The sequence below is a fragment of the Methylobacterium sp. FW306-05-D genome (genome assembly GCF_058782155.1).
This window is the reverse complement of the sequence record NZ_JBYSXL010000045.1, coordinates 1-17,800: the sequence shown is the minus strand read 5'-3', so window position 1 is coordinate 17,800 and position 17,800 is coordinate 1. Positions and strand designations below refer to the sequence as shown.

At 72.7% G+C, this 17,800-nt stretch carries 14 protein-coding genes; 11 read left to right on the top strand and 3 right to left on the bottom strand.

Features of this window, described 5'->3' with window-relative positions; all coding sequences use genetic code 11:
- The first annotated feature begins 82 nt into the window (after window positions 1-82).
- From AC3WLN_RS15595 to AC3WLN_RS15570, 6 genes are all read left to right on the top strand, one after another.
- A complete protein-coding gene (locus AC3WLN_RS15595) occupies window positions 83-1,048 on the top strand; it encodes a hypothetical protein (RefSeq protein ID WP_492482678.1) in 966 nt (321 codons plus the stop codon).
- A complete protein-coding gene (locus AC3WLN_RS15590; protein ID WP_492482676.1) occupies window positions 1,045-1,977 on the top strand; it encodes a hypothetical protein in 933 nt (310 codons plus the stop codon). Before AC3WLN_RS15595 ends, AC3WLN_RS15590 begins: the two co-directional genes overlap by 4 nt.
- Entirely contained in the window at window positions 1,974-3,515 is a 1,542-nt protein-coding gene (pelF, locus tag AC3WLN_RS15585; protein WP_492482674.1) for a GT4 family glycosyltransferase PelF, read from the top strand. The genes AC3WLN_RS15590 and pelF overlap by 4 nt, the downstream gene beginning before the upstream one ends.
- On the top strand, window positions 3,503-4,963 hold the full coding sequence (gene pelG, locus AC3WLN_RS15580) for an exopolysaccharide Pel transporter PelG (protein WP_492482672.1): 1,461 nt from the start codon (window positions 3,503-3,505) through the stop codon (window positions 4,961-4,963). The genes pelF and pelG overlap by 13 nt, the downstream gene beginning before the upstream one ends.
- A 1-nt stretch (window position 4,964) precedes the next feature.
- Window positions 4,965-5,861, top strand: a complete 897-nt coding sequence (locus AC3WLN_RS15575; protein WP_492482670.1) for a glycoside hydrolase family 191 protein — start codon at window positions 4,965-4,967, stop codon at window positions 5,859-5,861.
- A gap of 129 nt (window positions 5,862-5,990) precedes the next feature.
- Window positions 5,991-7,019, top strand: coding sequence for a GDP-mannose 4,6-dehydratase (locus AC3WLN_RS15570; RefSeq protein WP_492482668.1), 1,029 nt, complete (start codon window positions 5,991-5,993; stop codon window positions 7,017-7,019).
- On the opposite strand, the gene AC3WLN_RS15565 is transcribed toward AC3WLN_RS15570, so the two are convergent.
- Entirely contained in the window at window positions 7,012-7,575 is a 564-nt protein-coding gene (locus tag AC3WLN_RS15565; protein ID WP_492482666.1) for a thioesterase family protein, read from the bottom strand. The two genes, AC3WLN_RS15570 and AC3WLN_RS15565, sit on opposite strands and share 8 nt — an antisense overlap.
- A gap of 238 nt (window positions 7,576-7,813) precedes the next feature.
- On the opposite strand from AC3WLN_RS15565, the gene AC3WLN_RS15560 reads away from it, so the two are divergent.
- From AC3WLN_RS15560 to AC3WLN_RS15540, 5 genes are all read left to right on the top strand, one after another.
- Window positions 7,814-8,560 (top strand): trypsin-like serine protease, encoded by a 747-nt coding sequence (locus AC3WLN_RS15560; RefSeq protein ID WP_492482664.1) that lies wholly within the window; start codon window positions 7,814-7,816, stop codon window positions 8,558-8,560.
- A 121-nt stretch (window positions 8,561-8,681) separates the two neighbouring features.
- Window positions 8,682-9,590 (top strand): LysR substrate-binding domain-containing protein, encoded by a 909-nt coding sequence (locus tag AC3WLN_RS15555; protein WP_492482662.1) that lies wholly within the window; start codon window positions 8,682-8,684, stop codon window positions 9,588-9,590.
- Window positions 9,591-9,727: 137 nt separating this feature from the next.
- Window positions 9,728-10,921 (top strand): CaiB/BaiF CoA transferase family protein, encoded by a 1,194-nt coding sequence (locus tag AC3WLN_RS15550; RefSeq protein WP_492482660.1) that lies wholly within the window; start codon window positions 9,728-9,730, stop codon window positions 10,919-10,921.
- An 8-nt stretch (window positions 10,922-10,929) separates the two neighbouring features.
- Window positions 10,930-11,898, top strand: a complete 969-nt coding sequence (locus tag AC3WLN_RS15545; protein WP_492482658.1) for a hydroxymethylglutaryl-CoA lyase — start codon at window positions 10,930-10,932, stop codon at window positions 11,896-11,898.
- Between the two features lie 146 nt (window positions 11,899-12,044).
- Window positions 12,045-13,367 (top strand): MFS transporter, encoded by a 1,323-nt coding sequence (locus AC3WLN_RS15540; protein ID WP_492482656.1) that lies wholly within the window; start codon window positions 12,045-12,047, stop codon window positions 13,365-13,367.
- Between the two features lie 40 nt (window positions 13,368-13,407).
- Here the strand turns inward: AC3WLN_RS15540 and AC3WLN_RS15535 are convergent, their stop codons facing one another.
- Together AC3WLN_RS15535 and AC3WLN_RS15530 are read right to left on the bottom strand one after the other, a co-directional pair.
- Window positions 13,408-16,491 (bottom strand): efflux RND transporter permease subunit, encoded by a 3,084-nt coding sequence (locus tag AC3WLN_RS15535; RefSeq protein ID WP_492482654.1) that lies wholly within the window; start codon window positions 16,489-16,491, stop codon window positions 13,408-13,410.
- Window positions 16,492-16,539: 48 nt separating this feature from the next.
- Complete coding sequence (locus tag AC3WLN_RS15530) at window positions 16,540-17,784, bottom strand: efflux RND transporter periplasmic adaptor subunit (RefSeq protein WP_492482712.1); 1,245 nt, start codon at window positions 17,782-17,784, stop codon at window positions 16,540-16,542.
- Window positions 17,785-17,800: the final 16 nt, after the last annotated feature.

Sequence of the window (17,800 nt, the reverse complement as noted above, 5' to 3'; positions counted from 1 at the left end):
TGCTCGCCTTGTTTGACAGAGTTCGCGGCAGGCCGGCGATCCGCCTCGATGCCCCGCCGCGACGAGTTCGAGGGAGCAGGCCGTGACGGCTGCAGCGGCGGATGAGAGCGGCACTCTGGACCGGGACCGGTCCGGCCCGCCGCTGGGATGGCGGCGCTACGGTCCGGAGGCGATCGGGCTCGTGCTCCTCCTGGTCCTGGCCGACCATCTCTTCTTCGACGGCAGCCGCTACGACTGGATGACGCCGCGGCCGTTCTGGATTCCCGTCGTCCTGATCTCGGCGCAGTACGGTCTCGCGGGCGGCGTCTTCGCCACGCTGGCGGCGACCCTGGCCCTCTACAGCGCCGCGCTGCCGTCGCAACTCGCGACGCAGGATTACTACGCCTATTCGCGCCAGATCGTCGCCGAACCGACGGCGTGGCTGGCCTGCGCCCTGGTCCTCGGCGGATTGCGCAGCCTCCACATCTTCCACGCGGCCGAGTTGCGCCAGCAGCGCGACGACGCCCTCCTCGAAGCCGACGGCCTCGGCCGCGGCCTGTCCGCCGCGATGGCGGAGATCGGTCGCCTGGAGCTCCGGTTCGCCGCCGAGACCCGCACCCTCGGCGCCGTGGGCAGGGCCTTCGCCTGCCTGGACGCCCGCGACAGCGTCCATCTCGCGACCAGTCTCGCGGAGGTCGGCCGCCGGATCGTGGGCGCCTCCCGGCTCACGGTCTATGCCTGCACGCCGCAGGGCCTGTCCCCCCTGGCCACGGTCGGGGAGGGCGGACCGCGCGACCGGGAGACGGCACCGGTGGTGGACGCGACCCTGGCCGAGGCCGTCGCGCAGGCGCCGGACCGGATCTGGCGCCGGGACCGCGCGATCGACGCCCGCAGGCTGCCGCCCGGCGCCGTGCTCGCCGTCTCCATTCCCGGCCGGGACGCCCCCGGCCCGCGCGGCCTCCTCCTGGTGGAGGGGCTGCTGGCCAACCAGACCATCGCCGAGGCCGCACCGCGGGCTCAGGAGATGGCGGTGGCCATGGGCGGCCTGATGGCGGGAACGGAACGATGATGATCCACATCCCCGATCCCCTCGCCGCCACGGTCGCCGCGCGACCCCGGACCGGTTGGGAGGGCGGCCGGCGCCTGCGCCCGTCCCCCGCCGCGGTCGCCCTCGCAGCGGCGCTCGGCGAGGTCGCCCTGGCCGGCGCGCTCGTCCGGGATCTGGCCGGCCCGGCCGTCATCCTCCTGGGCCACGTCGCCCTCTGCCTGCTGGTCGGGCTGCGCGCCGTCCAGGCCGACCAGCCGCCCGGCGAGGCGGCGCGGCTCGCCCATCTCACCCTCTGGCTCTTCGTCGCCGGCCCCTTCGGCACCCTCCTGGCGATCGGCCTCGCGCTCCCCGACCTCGCGGCGGTGCGCCTGCGAACGGTGCAGGCCTTCGGGACCTGGGTCGAGGCGGAGGGCCGGCTCGACGTTCGGACCGCCTGCAGCCGCCTCGCCGGCGACCTGCGCGACAGGCGGCTGCGGATCGGCGATGCGAGCGCAGTCGTCGCCCTGGCGGACGTCATGGCCACCGGCGGAAAGGAGGCCAAGTTCGAGGCGCTGGCGATCGTCGGCCGGCGCTTCGACCCCTGCCTCGGCCACGTGATCCGCGCCGCCCTCCAGGATTCCGATGCCTCGGTGCGCGTCCTGGCCTCGACGGTCCTCGCCAAACTGCAGACCCGGTTCACCCGGGAGCTCATCGCCCTGGAGGCCGCCGCCGCCGAGGCTCCGGGAACGGCCGCCCCCTGGATCGCCCTCGCGCAGGCCAGGCTGGCCTATGCCGGATCGGGCCTGACCGAGCCGCTCCAGGCCCGCACCGAGATCGCCGCCGCCCGCGTCGCCGCGGGCCAGGCCCTGGCGGCCGAGCCGGCGAACGGCGCGGTACGGGCGCTTCGGGCCGCGATCGAGGCCGCCGGCGGCGCGGCGGGCGAGCCGGCGAACGGGGAGGGCGGGGCGTGAGCGCGCCGCCGCCCCCGGCCGCCCCGCCCCCGTCGGACGTCTGCCTGCTCGTGGAGGGGGGCTACCCGTATCTCCTCGGCGGCGTCTCGTCCTGGACCGACAGCTACATCCGGAGCTTGCCCGACAAGCGCTTCAGCCTCGTGGCCTTCACGATCTCGAACCAGGACCGCACCCCGAAATTCGACCTGCCCCCGAACGTCGAGCGCATCGTCGACGTCTCGATCGATGCCTGCCCGCCAGGACGCCTGCCGCTCCTGGGCGGGCGGGACCGGATCGCGCCGATGCTCCGGGACCTGTGCGCCGTTCTCACCGATGGCGGGGGGCAGGCCTGGGCCCGCTGCGTGCGGGATCTCGACCGCTGCGCGTTCGGGCAGCGCGCCCTGCTCGATTCGCGTCTCGCCTGGACCGCCCTCGAGCGGATCTACGAGGCGATGCTGCCGGGGGCGCCCTTCGTCGACTTCTTCTGGACCTGGCGCTTCCTGGCCCGCAGCCTCATCGCGGTCGCCACGGCGCCGATCCCGCCGGCGCGGGTCTATCATGCCCTCTCGACGGGCTATCCGGGCCTGTTCGGGGCCCGGGCCAAGACGCTGACGGGCCGGCCCCTCGTGGTGACCGAGCACGGCATCTACACGAACGAGCGCCGGATCGAGCTCTCCATCGCCGACTGGATCTACGAGTCGGGCGCCGGGGGATACGACGCGACCGGCGCCGCCCCCGAGTTGCGCCGGGTCTGGCTGGACGCCTTCAACGCCATGGCGCGCATCACCTACGAGTCCGCCGACCGGATCACGACGCAGTTCCGCACCAACCAGCTCTACCAGATCGAGGACGGGGCACCGGAGGCGAAGCTGCGCGCGATCCCCAACGGCATCCGCCTCGACCGATTCGCCGACCTCCCGCCCGGCCCGCAGCCGCGCCGCCCGACCGTGCTGCTCGTCGGGCGCCTCGTGCCGATCAAGGACATCCGCACCTTCATCCAGGCCGCCGGCCTGCTGCGCCGCCAGGTGCCCGACGTCGATGCGCTCATCGTCGGGCCCGACGACGAGAACCCGGCCTACGCGGCCGAGTGCCGGGACCTGGTGCGCCAGCTCGGCCTGCACGACACCGTCCGCTTCCTCGGGCGCGTCCGCGACGTGACGGCCTTCTACGGACAGGCGGACGTCGTCGCCCTCACCAGCCTCAGCGAGGCGCAGCCCCTGGCGATCCTCGAGGCCGGGGCCGCCGGCCTGCCCGCCGTGGCCACGGATGTGGGCTCCTGCCGCGAGATCCTGGAGGGGCCGGACGGCCCCGGCTCCGACACGGCGGGCGGGTTCGTGGTGCGCGCCTGCGATCCGCAGGCGACGGCCGACGCCCTGGCGCGCCTCCTGCGCGACCCCGCCTTGCGGGCGCGGATGGGCCGCAGCCTCCGGGCGCGCATCCGAGCCGTGTTCGACCAGGACCGCGTGATCGGCCTCTACGAGGCGCTCTACGCCTCCCTCGACCCGCCGCCCGCACCCGACCGCGTTCCGGAGACCGGGAGGATGCCATGGCCGGCCTAGGCTTCGCCCTCGAGCGCATGACGCAGGGCCGCTCCCTGACCAGCACCGCTGGCGCCTACGTCTACGCGGCCCTGCTGGTGGCCGGCCCCTGGATCTTCACCGTGCTGGCGATCGGCGGCATCGACCTCGCCGCCTGCCCCTCCGGCGACTGCCCCGGCCTGTCGCTCTTCCGCTCGGTCATCATCTACAACGCCCTGATCTCGGCGATCCTGACCGGGCCCATCGCCTTCGTCTGCACGCGCTTCGTCTCGGACCGGATCTGGCTGAAGCGCGACGCGAGCGTGACCTACGCCTTCGTGGCCGCCCAGGGGCTGTTCGCCGGCCTCGCCCTCGTCGTCGCCGGGCCGCTCTACCTGCTCGCGGCGGACCTGCCCGGCCCCGATTCCCTGGCCGGCTTGCAGAACCTGATGCTGATGGGGGCGGCCTGGCTCCTCATTCCCTTCATGGGAGCGATCCGGAGCTACGTCGTCGTCGCCGTGGCCTTCGGTGCGGGCGCGGCCATCATGGTCGCCCTCATCGCGATCGACCCGAGCCGCGAGCCGCGGCGCCTCCTCACGGCCTTCAACATCGGCCTGACAATCATCGACCTCGTTCTCGCCCGCCGCCTGCTGCAGGAATACGGGCTGGGACTGATCCCCGACGCCGCCCTGGCGCGGACCCTGCGCACGCACTGGGACCTGCCGCTGATCGGGCTCACCTGCGCCCTCGGCCTCTGGGTCGACAAGCTGATCATGTGGTTCGCCGCCCCGGTCGGCGTGACCACGGCCGGGGGCGTCTTCCGGACCATGCCGAACTACGACACGCCGATGTTCTGGGCGCAGCTCGCCTCGATCCCCATCCTGGCGGTGTTCTTCGTCCACGTGGAGACCAACTTCTTCCGCCTGAGCCGCGCCTTCTACGGCAGCCTCGCTCACAGGGTGAGCCGACGCGACCTCACGCAGATGCAGGCACGCCTGTCGCGCTTCGTCATGGCCAAGCTGTTCGGCCTGTTCGTCGCCCTGGCGGCCGTCGCCCTCATCGCCATCCTGGTCTCCTACGTGGCGATCGAACCGCTCGGCCTGCGCGCGAGCCAGATGGGCATCCTCCGGGCGGCCCTGGTGGGGATGGTGTTCCAGACCAGCTCCTCGTTCTGCTTCATCTTCCTCCTGTACTTCGACCTGCGCCGGCACGCCCTCGCGGTCTCGGCGACGTATTGCGTCCTGAACGGGACGCTGACGGCGGCGCTGCTGCCCCTGGGCTTCCCCTTCTTCGGCTACGGCAACCTGCTCGCCTCGGCCGTCACCTTCCTGCTCGCGGTGCTGATCCTCGCCCACGAGCTGCCCTGGCTGCACTTCCACGCCTTCATCACCAACAACAGCTCCCTCGACGCCGCCCGGCGACCGGCCGAGTGCCCGGATCGCCCAAATCGCCGGGGCTTCCGGCTCAGGAGAAGGTCGCGCGATGGCTGACATGTCCGGACGACGCCTCCTGCGCCGCAGCGTCCTGCGCCTGCTCGCCGGCCTCGGGGCCGCCGGGCGCGTCCTCGACCGGCCGGCCCGTGCGCGCGACCGCCTTCGACACCCCCACCTCGCCTGGACGCTGTTCTACGGGGAGGACCTCGACGCGGCCGAATTCGAGGGCTTCGACCTCGTCGTGCTCGATCCCGGGTTCAAGGGCCCGCTCGCGCCGATGCGGGCCCTCGGCACCGAGGTGCTGGGCTATCTCAGCCTCGGGGAGATCAAGCGGACGAGCCCGCTCTTCGCGCGGATCGACGATCCGGATCTCCTCCTCGGCGAGAACCCGAACTGGCCCGACACCCTGCTGTGCGACGTGCGCCGGCCGGCCTGGCGCTCCCTCATCCTCGACGTCGCGGTGCCGGCCCTCCTGGAGCGGGGGTTCTCCGGGCTGTTCTTCGACACCCTCGACACCCCGCCCCATCTCGAGCAGACGGACCCCGGGCGTTATGCCGGCATGCGGCGCGCCGCCATCGACCTCGTCCGCACGATCCGCCGGCGCCATCCCGACCGGATGCTGCTGATGAACCGCGGCTACGCCCTGCTGCCCGAGTTGATCGGGGCGGTCGACGGCGTCGTCGCCGAGAGCCTGCTGACGACCTACGACGCGCCGGCGAGCGGCTACCGCTGGACGGAGCCGGGCGAGCTCGAGCCGCACCTGCAGGCCCTGCGTCCCCTGGCCGAGGCGGAGCCGCCGGTGCCGATCCTCAGCCTCGACTACTGGGACGCCGAGGACAGCGCGACGATCGCCAGGATCTACGCCCGGGAGCGCGCCCTCGGCCACCGTCCTTCCGTGGCGCAGGTCCTGCTCGACCGGGTGCTGCGCGAACCGCTGGCCAGCGCGCAGCGCTGATCGACGTCCGCACCCAAGAACCGCCCGGACCTTAAAACTGTCTAATACCTTTGTGTCGATTGCATCGACCATGGACATGCGCTGAATTACTCGAAACTGTGCTTCGAAAGAACCAATGGGGAGCATGACATGGGCGATCAGGACATGGGCGATCAGGATAGGGACGGCACGTCGTGGCGGGCAAAGCGGGTCGCGGTGACCGGCGCCGGCGGATTCATCGGCAGTCACCTCGTGGACGCCCTCGTCCGGTCCGGCGCGGAGGTCACCGCGATCGTGCGCTACAATTCCGGCGCCCGGATCGGCAACCTCGAGGTCCTCGACCCCGAGGTGCGGGCGGCGATGACGGTGGCGTTCGGCAACATCGAGGACAGCGACTTCATCTACCAGACCCTCGAGGGCATGGACGTCGTCCTGCACCTCGGCGCCCTGATCGCGATTCCGTACTCCTACGAGGCGCCGCGCAGCTACGTCCGCGCCAATATCGAGGGCACCCTGAACGTGCTCCAGGCCGGTCGCCGCAGCGCCGTCGGGCGGATCGTCCACACCAGCACCTCGGAGGTCTACGGCACGGCCCTGCGCGCGCCCATCGACGAGACCCATCCGCTCCAGGGCCAGTCGCCCTATTCCGCTTCCAAGATCGCCGCCGACAAGCTCGCCGAGAGCTACGGCCGCTCCTTCGAGCTGCCGGTGGTGACCCTGCGGCCCTTCAACACCTACGGACCGCGCCAGAGCGCGCGCGCCTTCATCCCGACCATCATCTCGCAGGCCTTCGCCCGGGACGAGATCCGCCTCGGCTCGCTCACCCCGGAGCGCGACATGACCTACGTCTCCGACACGGTGGCGGGCTTCCTCGCGGCCGGCTCGCAGCCGGGGATCGAGGGCATGACGATCAACCTCGGCACCGGCGAGACCTACTCGGTCGGCTGGTTCGCCCACCGCATCCTCGAGCTGATGGGCGTCGACAAGCCGATCGTCACGGAAGCGCAGCGGATGCGGCCGGAGCAGAGCGAGGTGCTCAAGCTGATCTCCGACAACGGCCTCGCGCGCCGCGCCATGGGCTGGAGGCCCCGGATGTCCATCGACGACGGCCTCTGCCGGATGATCGATTTCGTGCGCTCGAACCCCGGCTTCTACGCCACCGACCGCTACGTCACCTGATCCGGGCACCGGCCGCGGCGGTCGTGTCGCGCAGCGCCCGCTCCGCGGCGAGGAAGGCCTCGACCGCCTCGGGCATCGGCGGCGCCTCGGCCTCGACACCGATCGCCGCGAGCATGGTCCGCACCGGCACGTAGCTGCGCCGCCGGCGGTCGTAGAGGCCCGCCTGGACCAGGGCGATGGCCGCCACGGCACCGGTCTCCCGGATGACCAGGCGGTGCTCGATGACGAAACGGGCCTCGTCCCAATGGGCCAGCCGGGTCTCCAGGTCGAAGGCCTGGAACGGCCGGAGCTCGCGGCGGAAGCGGATCTGGCCGGCGCTGACCACCGGGGTCCAGCGCCGGCGCAGCACGGAGCGCCACAGGCCGGAGCCGAGCATGAGGTCGGTGCGGCCGAGATCCATCAGGGTCCAGTAGCGGCCGTTGTTCATGTGCAGCGACGTGTCGAGGTCGTGGGGCCAGACCCGGAAGCCGAGGCGCGAGACGCCGAAGGGCAGGGCGAGCGGCGGCCGCCGCCACGCGGTCGCCAGGAGCCAGAGGAGGCGCAGCCAGAGATTCATGGGGATCCTGCCCGAGGCCCTGGACCGGGCGATCGGCGCCGCCCGGATTGGCAGAACCCCGGCCCCCGCGCCAGCCTCCGGCGCGACCGGATGGACGCCACCCCCGTCGCGCCCTCCCGAGACGAGCGCTGCTATGACGCAACCGGGACGCGGCGGACGCTCTCCCCGGCCCCTCCGCCGGCCCCTATGCTCCGCCGGGGGTCGACATCGTTCCGCAGCAACGCGTTCCGGGGCATCCATGCGTCCAGGCCGGTCTCGTCACATCCTCTCGCGTCACAGCCTCGCGGCGGCCCTCGCGGCGCTCGCCCTCGTCGCCGAGACGGGCGCCGCCCTCGCCATCAACGGCGGTGCCCCGGCCGGGCGCAACCGGATCAGCCGGGCCGCCGTCGGCATCGGCACCCTGGTCGGCGGCGAGGACGCGATCGGCCTGAACCGCTGCTCCGGCGTGCTCATCGCCCCGGACCTCGTCCTCACCGCGGGCCATTGCGTGCGGGGCAACCCGGTCGCCTCGGCGGTCGTCCTCTACGAGGGCGCCCGCCCGGGCACGCGGACCTACCGGGTCGCGGCCCTCGCCCGCTACGACAGCGTTCCGGACGACCTGCCCTCCGAGTATTCCGGCCTGCTGTCCCTGTCCCTCGACACCGCCGTCCTGCGCCTCGCCAGCCCGGTGCGCGGGCGCGAGCCGCTCCGGCTCGGCCGGGCCACCGCCCCCCAGGCGCTGACCCTCACCGGGGCAGGGCTGTCACGCCAGGGGGTCGGCTTTCTCAGGACGACCCGCCTCGACCCGGTGCTGCGCACTACGACGGGCCTCCTCATCGCGGTCGCCCGCGGCGGGGCGGAGGTCTGCACGGGGGATTCCGGCGGCCCCGTGGTCGCCGACGGACCCGGCGGCCCGGTGGTCTGGGGCGTCGCCAGTGCCGTCCTGACCTCCCGGCCCCCGTGCGGGCGGGTGGTCGTGGTCGCGCCGGCGATCCCGAACCTGTAGCCGTCGCCGACCCGGCCCGAACCTTCGGCGCCGGGCTGGTCCGCTGCGCCCTCCGGCGCTGTAGTCTCGCCGGAGCCCCGGGCGCGACGCGCGCCGGGCGGGGCCGGTGAGAGGGATGGACATGCTGGCCCCGACGCTCCTGCGGCGCCTCGATCCGACGACGCTGCGCCTGTTCGTGGCGATGTGCGAGGACGGCACCCTGACCCAGGCCGCCCGGCGGGCGGCGATCGCCCCCTCCGCCGTCAGCAAGCGCCTGGTCGAGCTGGAGCAGAGCCTCGGCGTCCAGCTGATGACGCGCCAGGCCCGGGGCATGGTGATGACCCCGGCCGGGGAGACCCTGCTCCATCACGCCCGGCGCATGCTGCACGACGTCGAGCAGATCGTGGTGGAGCTCGCCGAGCACGCCAAGGGCGTGCGGGGCATCGTGCGGATGTTCGCCAATCTGTCGGCCATCGTGCAGTTCCTGCCCGAGGACCTGCGCGCCTTCCTGGCGCGGCAGGAGGCCATCAAGATCAGCCTGGAGGAGCGCCCGAGCGGCGGCGTGGTCTCCGGCGTCGAGGCGGGCCTGGCCGAGCTCGGCATCTGCTCCGGGAGCATCCCGGCCCGGGACCTGCACAGCGTGCTCTACCGCCGGGACAGCCTCGTGGTGGTGATGCGGCACGACCATCCCCTGGCGGACCGGAGCGCGCTCGCCTTCCGGGAGACCCTCGACCACGACTTCGTCGGGCTCCACGCCGAGAGCTCGATCTATGCCAGCGTCCGCGGCGAGGCCCAGAGCATCGGCCGCCCCTTGCGCCTGCGCGTCCACGTGCCGGGCTTCGACGCCGTCCTGCGCATGGCCCAGGCCGATATGGGGCTCGGGGTGGTGCCCCTCGGGGTCTTCGCCCTCCTGGGGAGCGCCATGGACCTGGCCGCGATCCCCCTCACCGACCCGTGGGCGCAGCGCGAACTGCGCATCGTCACCCGCCCCGGCGAACTCTCCCCGGCGGCGAGCCTCCTCGTCGCCAGCCTCACCGCCGACGCGGCCTGAACGCCGCTGAGCGTTCTCCAAACGCGAACGGTCATGGCCGAAAGACGGTTGGCCTCCCCCCGTCCCGGGCGGGTATCGAGGGGACAAGAAGACGATCCAAGAAGACCATCGCCGATCGAACACCAGAGGAATCGTTCATGGCCGGACCGCTCGCCGGAATCCGCGTTCTCGAACTCGGACAGCTCATCGCCGCCCCCTTCGCCGCCCGCCTGATGGCGGAGTTCGGCGCCGAGGTGATCAAGGTCGAGGCACCGGGGGAGGGCGATCCCCTGCGCAAGTGGCGCAAGCTGCACGAGGGCACCTCCCTCTGGTGGTATCTTCAGTCCCGCAACAAGAAGTCCATCGCCGTCGACCTGAAGGCGCCGGAAGGCGCCGCCGTCGTGCGCGCCCTGGCCACCAGCGCCGACGTGGTCATCGAGAACTTCCGGCCCGGCGGCCTGGAGAAGCTCGGGCTCGGCTGGGCGGACCTCTCCGCCCTCAACCCCAACCTCGTCATGGTCCGCATCTCCGGCTACGGCCAGACCGGGCCCTACCGCGACCGGCCGGGCTTCGGCGCCATCGGCGAGGCGATGGGCGGCCTGCGCTTCACCACCGGCGACCCGGACAGCCCCCCGGCCCGGGTCGGCGTCAGCATCGGCGACACCCTGGCCTCCCTGCACGGCGTCATCGGGGCGCTGATGTCGCTCCTCCACGTCAAGACCGCCGGCGGCAAGGGCCAGGTCATCGACGTCTCCCTGGTGGAGAGCGTCTTCAACGTGATGGAGAGCCTCGTCCCCGAATACGACCTCCTCGGCGAGGTCCGGACCCGGACGGGCGGCGCCCTGCCGGGCATCACGCCCTCGAACACCTACCCGACCCAGGATGGCGGCTACGTCGTCATCGCGGGCAACAGCGACCCGATCTTCCGGCGCCTGATGCAGGCGATCGGCCGGCCCGACCTCGCCGACGATCCGGCCCTGCGCAGCAACGACGGCCGCTCGGCCCAGGCCGCGAGGCTCGACGCGGCCATCGCGGACTGGTCGGGCGCGCGCGGCATTGCGGAGGCCCTGGCGACCCTCGAGGCGGCGCAGGTCCCCGCCGGGCGGATCTACTCGGTGGCCGACATCGTCGCCGACCCGCATTACCAGGCCCGCGATATGATCCTGCCGACCGAGCTGCCCGGCGGCACGGCGGTGAAGATGCCCGGCATCGTGCCCAAGCTCTCGGGCACGCCCGGGGCGGTGCGCTGGTCCGGCCCGGCGCTCGGCGCCCATACCGACGCCGTGCTGGCGGATCTCGGCTACGACGCCGCGGCGATCGCAGCCCTGCGGACCACGGGAGCGGTGGCATGAGCCGTGACATGAGCCGTGACACGAGCGGCAGCGAGACCGGCCCCCTGGGCGAGGAGGCGCCCCTGATCGTCCAAGAGGTCGCGCCCCGCGACGGCCTGCAGATCGAGCCCGCCTTCGTCGAGACTGCCGACAAGGTCGCGCTGATCGACGCCCTCTCGGCGGCGGGCTTCAGCCGGATCGAGGCGACCTCGTTCGTCTCGCCCAAGGCCGTCCCGGCCCTGCGCGACGCCGCCGAGGTGCTGGCCCGGATCACCCGGCGCCCGGGCACGCTCTACGTCGCCCTGGTGCCGAACCTGAAGGGCGCCGAGCGGGCGCTGGCGGCCCGCGCCGACGAGCTCAACCTCGTCATGTCGGCGAGCGAGACCCACAACCGCGCCAATATGGGCCTGACCCGCGAGGCCTCCCTCGACGCCTTCGCCCGCATCGTCGCGGCGGCCCGCGGCACCGGGGTGCGCCTCAACGCCACGGTGGCCACCGCCTTCGGCTGCCCCTTCGAGGGTGGCCAGCCGCCGGAGCGGGTGCTGGGGATCGTCGAGCGCTACCGCGCCCTCGGGATCGACGGCATCACGCTGGCCGACACCACCGGCATGGCCAATCCGCGCCAGGTCGGCGACCTCGTGGCCCGCGCCCTCCGGCTCGTCCCAGCGGAGGCGCTGACGCTCCATTTCCACAACACCCGCGGCCTCGGCCTCGCCAACGTCCTGGCGGCGCGGGCGGCCGGCGCCCGGCGCTTCGACGCGGCCCTCGGCGGCCTCGGCGGCTGCCCCTTCGCCCCGGGCGCCACCGGCAACATCTGCACCGAGGACCTCGTCAGCATGGCCCACGAGATGGGCATCCCCACCGGCCTCGACCTCGACGGCCTGATCGCCCTGTCGCGCGGCCTGCCCGCCCTCGTCGGCCATCCGGTCCCGGGGCAGGTGGCCCAGGCCGGGCGCCCCGGCGACCTCCACCCGCCGCCGCCCGGGATCGCGGCCTGACGCACGGCATCGGCGCTGCGTCGCGCGAACACGCGACACCGCCTCACACACCCAGACAGGCCGAGACGCCGACACCAACCGAACGTGCGAGACCGCCCGGGCACAAGGGCGGCGCGCCCATCGAGACGCCTCCAGGGAGAGACCCCATGACCCTCGCCGCCCCGGCCGCCCTCGGCGCGCCCGCAGACACCCGCGAAGCTGCCACCTACCGGAAGATCGCCTGGCGGCTGATGCCGCTGATCATGGTCTGCTACCTGTTCGCCTTCTTCGACCGCATCAACATCAGCTTCGCCAAGTTCCAGCTCCAGAGCGACCTCGGCTTCAGCAACACCGCCTACGGCCTCGGCGCGAGCCTGTTCGTGGTCGGCTACGTCATCTTCGAGGTGCCCTCGAACCTGATCCTGTACCGGGTCGGCGCCCGGCGCTGGATCGCCCGGATCATGATCTCCTGGGGGCTCGCCACCGCCGCCATGGTGTTCATCACCCAGGAATGGCACTTCTACGCCCTGCGCTTCCTCATCGGCGCCATGGAGGCGGGCTTCGCCCCCGGCATCCTCTACTACCTGACCCTGTGGTTCCCGGCCTCGCGCCGCGGGCGCATCACCTCGATGCTGTTTGTGGCCTCGGCCTTCTCGGGCATCGTCGGCGCCCCGGTCTCGGGGCTGATCCTGAGCGGCCTCAACGGCGTCGCGGGCCTGGCCGGATGGCAATGGCTGTTCCTCGCCGGCGGCCTGCCCTGCCTGCTCCTCGGCGCCCTGGTGATGCGCCGCTTCGACGACCGCGTCACCGATGCCCGCTGGCTCAGCGATTCGGAAAAGGCCCTGGTGGCGAGCCAGATCGCCGAGGCCAATCGCGGCATCGGCGACCACTCGCTCCTCGGCGCCATCCGCAGCCCCGGCTTCCTCAAGGTCGGGCTGATCTACTTCCTGCTCCAGATCGGCTCCTACGGCCTGAATTTCTGGGGGCCCGACCTGATCCGGACCGCGAGCGGCGCCAGCACCGGCATGGTCGGGCTCCTGGCGGCTTTGCCCTACATCTGCGGGGCGATCAGCATGGTGGTAATCGGGCGGCTGTCCGACGCCTCCGGCAACCGGCCGAAATTCGTCGCCGGCCTCGCCATCGCGGCGGCCCTGGGCTTCTTCGCCGCCGGCCTGTTCGACCGGCAGATCGTGCCGCTGATGCTGGCCCTCTGCCTCGTCGGCACCGGGATCGTCGCCTCGATCCCGACCTTCTGGACCCTGCCGCCCAAGCTCGTCACCGGCGTCGGCGCCGCCGGCGGCATCGCCCTCATCAACACCCTCGGGCAGTTCGGCGGCATCGTCAGCCCGGTGATGGTGGGCTGGGTCAAGGACCTGACCGGATCGACCACCCCGGCCATCTGGGTGATCGCCGGCCTGTGCCTGGCGGCCGCCGCCATCAGCCTGTTCGCCCTGCCGGCCCAGCTGCGCCGCAGCGACCGGATCGCCTGACCGCCGCGGCGTCCCCGCGCAGGGGGCGCCCCGCCCGGCCTCAGGCGTGGGGGACGGGCAGGGGCGCCTCGTCCGTGGCGCCGACGAAGCGGCCGAAGACCCGACCGAGGAGCGCGCCGAGGCTGTCCATCAGCAGGAACACCGCCGGCACGAAGACCAGCGAGAGCAGGGTCGAGACGATCAGCCCCGCGATCACCGCCACCGCCATGGGCGCGCGGAACTCGCCGCCGATGCCCAGCGCCATGGCCGAGGGCACCATGCCGGCCGCCATGGCGATGGTGGTCATCACGATGGGGCGCGCCCGCTTGCGGCCCGCATCCACGATGGCGGTGACCCGGTCGACGCCGCGGGCCATCTCCTCGACGGCGAAGTCCACCAGCATGATGGCGTTCTTGGTCACCAGCCCCATCAGCATCAGGATGCCGATGACCACCGGCATCGAGATCGGCATGTTGAGGATCAGGAGGCCCAGGATCGCCCCGCCGATGGAGAGGGGCAGCGAGAACAGGATGGTCAGCGGCTGCAGGAACGAGCCGAACAGCAGCACCAGCACGGCGTAGACCATCATGATCCCGGCCCCCATCGCCATGAGGAAGCCCGAGAACACCTCGGCCATGATCTCGGCGTCGCCGGTCTGCCGGATGGTGACGCCCGGCGGCAGGGACTTCGCGGTCGGGGTCTCCAGCGCCTGGGCGATGAGGGAGCCGAGCGCGTCCGAGCCCTCCAGGTTGGCCTCCACGGCCACGCGCACCACCCGGTCGTAGCGCTCGATGGCGCCGGGGCCCTGGTCGAGCTCGATGTCGGCCACCGCCGCCAGCGGCACGGCGGCGCCGTTCTTGGCCGGCACCTTGAGGTTCTCGAGGCGCGAGACAGCGCCCCGCGCGCTCTCGGGCAGCTGCACCCGGATCGGCACCTGCCGGTCGGGCGCGTTGAACTTCGCCAGATTCAGGCCAATGTCGCCGATGGTCCCGACCCGCACGGTCTCGGCGATGGCGTCGGTGGAGACGCCGAGATCGGCCGCCGCCCCCGGCTTCGGACGGATGCGGACCTCGGTGCGGTTGAGGGGGGCCGTCGACATCACCGAGACGAGGTGGGGGATCGCCGCCATGTCGCGCTGGAGCCTCGCGGCGACCTCCGTGACGACGTCGACGTCGGGGCCGCCGACCACGAGGGCGAGGTCGCGCTGGCCGCCGTCGCGCAGGGTCCAGGATCGGATGTCGGGTTCCTGGGCGAGCAGGCCGGCGATCTCGGTCTCGATGGCGGCCTGTTTGCGGGCGCGCTGGTTCTTCGGCGTCAGGTTGACGATGAGGGTGGCGAGGCGCGTCTCCTTCTTGCCGCCGGCCTGGCGGCCGCCATCGACGAAGACCGAGACCACCTCGGGCAGGGCGCGGATGCGGGCCACCACCCGGTCGGAGACCGCCACGGTGTCGGGCAGGCGGGCGCCGGGGGCGAGCTCGACCATGAACAGCGTGCGGGCATTGTCCTGCTTCGGGATGAAGCCCGAAGGCAGCAGGCCGGTGGAGGCGAGGGAGCCGGCGAACAGCGCGAGGCCCACGATCAGCGTGACGACGCGGTGGCGCACCGACCAGCCGACGAGGCGGCCATAGGCCCGCATCACCGGACCCTCGCGCGCCTCGGCATGGCCGTGGTCGCGCAGGAAGTAGGCCGCCAGCATCGGGGTGATCAGGCGCGCCACCAGGAGCGACATGAACACCGAGACCGCGATGGTCAGGCCGAACTGCATGAAGTATCGGCCAGCGATGCCGCCCATGAACGAGACCGGCGCGAACACCGCGATCAGGGTCGCCGTGATGGCGATGACGGCGAGCCCGATCTCGTCGGCGCCCTCGATGGCGGCGCGGTAGGGCGATTTGCCGAGCCGCATGTGCCGGACGATGTTCTCGATCTCCACGATGGCGTCGTCGACGAGGATGCCGGTGACCAGGGTGATGGCGAGCAGGCTGATCCCGTTGAGGGTGAAGCCCATGGCGTCCATGGCCCAGAAGGTCGGGAAGACCGAGAGCGGCAGGGCGATGGCGGCGATCAGCGTCGCGCGCCAGTCCCGCAGGAACAGGAAGACCACGAGCACGGCGAGTGCGGCCCCCTCGATCAGGGTGTGCATCGCCGAATCGTAGGAGCCGATGGTGGCCGCCACCGAGGAATCGATGGTCTCGAACTGGATGTCGGGATGGGCGGTCTTGAACTCGGCGATGCGCTTCTCGACGCCGGCCGCGACCTCGGCGTCGCTGGCCCCCGAGCCCCGGGAGACCGCGAAGGCCACCACCGGCTCGCCGTTGAAGCGCGCGAAGGTGCGGGGCTCCTCGATGGAATCCTCCAGGGTCGCCAGCTCGTCGAGGCGGACCTTGCGGCCCCCGGGCAGCACGATGGAGGTGGCCTTGAGGTCGCGCAGCGAGCGCGAGGCGGCGAGCGTCCGGATCGACTGCTCGCGCCCGCCGACCTCGCCGCGCCCGCCCGCCATGTCGGCGGAGGTCAGGCGCAGCTGGCGGTTCACGTCGGCCGCCGTGATGCCGAGGGACAGCAGGCGGTCGGGCAGCAGGGTGACGCGCATCTCCCGGGCGACGCCGCCGACGCGCTCGACGCCGCCGACGCCCTTCACGCCCTGGAGCGAGCGGGCGACCTTGTCCTCCACGAACCAGGACAATTCGGCCGGCGTCATGCCGGGCGAGCGCACGCCGTAGATCAGGATCGGCAGGCCGGTGATCTCGACGCGCTGGATCACCGGCTCGTCGATGGTGCGGGGCAGGTTGATGCGGATCTTCGAGACCGCGTCCTTGACGTCGTTGACGGCCCGGTCGGTGTTCACCTCCAGGCGGAACTCCACCGTGGTGACGGAGGAGCCTTCCGTGATCGCCGAGGTGATGTGCTTGACGCCGCGCACGCCGGCGATCGAATCCTCGACCCACTTCGTCACCTGGGTCTGCAGCTCGGAGGGTGCGGCGCCCGATTGCGTGATCGTCACCGAGACGATCGGCACGTCGACGTTGGGCATCCGCGTCACCGCGAGGCCGCGGAAGCTGACGAGGCCGAGCACGATCAGCACCAGGAACAGCACGAGGGGCGCGATCGGGTGGCGGATCGCCCAGGCGGAGATGTTCAGGCGCATGCGGCGACTCGGTGAAGCCTTGGTCTCAGGAGGCGAGGCGGCACCCCGCTAGGGCGTGCCGGCCTCGGCGGTCTCCCGCGGGGAGGGGGCGGCGGCCACGGCCGGCTCCGGTACGGACAGCGCCACCGGGCGGACCCGGTCGCCGTCGCGCAGGAAGCTGCCGGCCCGCGCCACCACGCGCTCGCCGTCGGCGAGCCCGGCGCGGATCTCAATGTCGTCGTCGTCGGACAGGCCGGTGCGGACCTCGCGGGCCTCGACCACGTCGTCGGCGACCACGAGGACGGAGCTGCGCTTGCCCCCGCCGTAGAGCACGGAGGCCTGCGGCACGGTCACGCCGCGGGTGCGGGCGAGCTCGACGGCGCCCCGCGCGAAGGTGCCGATGCGCAGGCGCGGGTCCGGCTCCAGGCGGATGCGGACCTTGCCGAGGCGGGTCGCGCGGTCGACCTCCGGGTAGACGGTCCGCACGCTGCCGGCCAGGCGAACGCCGTCGCCGAGGTCGATCCAGGCCGGGGCGTTCTCGCGCAGCTGCGGCAGCTTGGTCTCGATGACCTCGCCCTCGAGCTCGATCTCGCCCCGGGCGATCAGGCGGAACAGGGGCTCGGCCGAGGCGGAGGCGGCCAGGCCCACCCGGGCGGTGCGGCGGCTGACGATGCCGGCCTCCGGCGCCCGGATCTCGGTGCGGGCCAGGCGCAGGTTCAGCTCCTCCAGGACGGCCCGGGCCTGGGCGAGGTCGGCGCGGGCGATGCGCAGGCCGTTGCGGGAAAAGGCGAGCTTGCCCTCGGCCTGGCGCAGGGCGGCGGTGCGGCCCTCCATCACGGCCGCGGTGGCGTTGCCGGTCTTCAGGAGCTGCTGGGCCCGCTCGTAGGAAAGGCGCGCCTCGGTCTCGGCGGCCTCCGCCTGCTCGATGCTGCTCTGGGCCTGGGGCACGGCGGCCTCGGCCTTCTCCACCAGGGCCGCCTGCTGGGCGAGCTGGCGGTCGATGAGGTCGCGCGAGAGACGCGCGAGCACCTGGCCGCGGGCCACCCGGGCGCCTTCCTCGACCAGCACCTCGGTGACCCGGTAGCCCTCGATCTCGGGCGTCACCAGGATCTCGTCGCGCGGGACCAGGGTCCCGGTGACGACCACCGACTCGACGATCTCCCGCCGCTTGGCATCGACCACGCTGATGGTCGGCACGAGGGCGGGCTTCGCCGGCTGGGTAGAATCTGCCGGCGGCTGGGCCGGGCCCCCGAGGGCGGCGGAAGCCGGCAGCGCCAGGGCGAGCAGGGCGAGGCCGAGGCGGGCGGCTTTCATGGGCGGGGTTCCGGGG

What these genes read in the sequence shown, in the direction of transcription:
- pelG (WP_492482672.1), top strand. Translation starts at nt 3,503, where the DNA reads ATGGCCGGCCTAGGCTTCGCCCTCGAGCGCATGACGCAGGGCCGCTCC.
- AC3WLN_RS15555 (WP_492482662.1), top strand. Translation starts at nt 8,682, where the DNA reads ATGCTGGCCCCGACGCTCCTGCGGCGCCTCGATCCGACGACGCTGCGC.
- AC3WLN_RS15575 (WP_492482670.1), top strand. Translation starts at nt 4,965, where the DNA reads ATGTCCGGACGACGCCTCCTGCGCCGCAGCGTCCTGCGCCTGCTCGCC.
- AC3WLN_RS15570 (WP_492482668.1), top strand. Translation starts at nt 5,991, where the DNA reads ATGGGCGATCAGGACATGGGCGATCAGGATAGGGACGGCACGTCGTGG.
- AC3WLN_RS15540 (WP_492482656.1), top strand. Translation starts at nt 12,045, where the DNA reads ATGACCCTCGCCGCCCCGGCCGCCCTCGGCGCGCCCGCAGACACCCGC.
- AC3WLN_RS15560 (WP_492482664.1), top strand. Translation starts at nt 7,814, where the DNA reads ATGCGTCCAGGCCGGTCTCGTCACATCCTCTCGCGTCACAGCCTCGCG.
- AC3WLN_RS15550 (WP_492482660.1), top strand. Translation starts at nt 9,728, where the DNA reads ATGGCCGGACCGCTCGCCGGAATCCGCGTTCTCGAACTCGGACAGCTC.
- AC3WLN_RS15590 (WP_492482676.1), top strand. Translation starts at nt 1,045, where the DNA reads ATGATGATCCACATCCCCGATCCCCTCGCCGCCACGGTCGCCGCGCGA.
- AC3WLN_RS15535 (WP_492482654.1), bottom strand. Translation starts at nt 16,491, where the DNA reads ATGCGCCTGAACATCTCCGCCTGGGCGATCCGCCACCCGATCGCGCCC.
- AC3WLN_RS15545 (WP_492482658.1), top strand. Translation starts at nt 10,930, where the DNA reads ATGAGCCGTGACACGAGCGGCAGCGAGACCGGCCCCCTGGGCGAGGAG.
- AC3WLN_RS15565 (WP_492482666.1), bottom strand. Translation starts at nt 7,575, where the DNA reads ATGAATCTCTGGCTGCGCCTCCTCTGGCTCCTGGCGACCGCGTGGCGG.
- AC3WLN_RS15530 (WP_492482712.1), bottom strand. Translation starts at nt 17,784, where the DNA reads ATGAAAGCCGCCCGCCTCGGCCTCGCCCTGCTCGCCCTGGCGCTGCCG.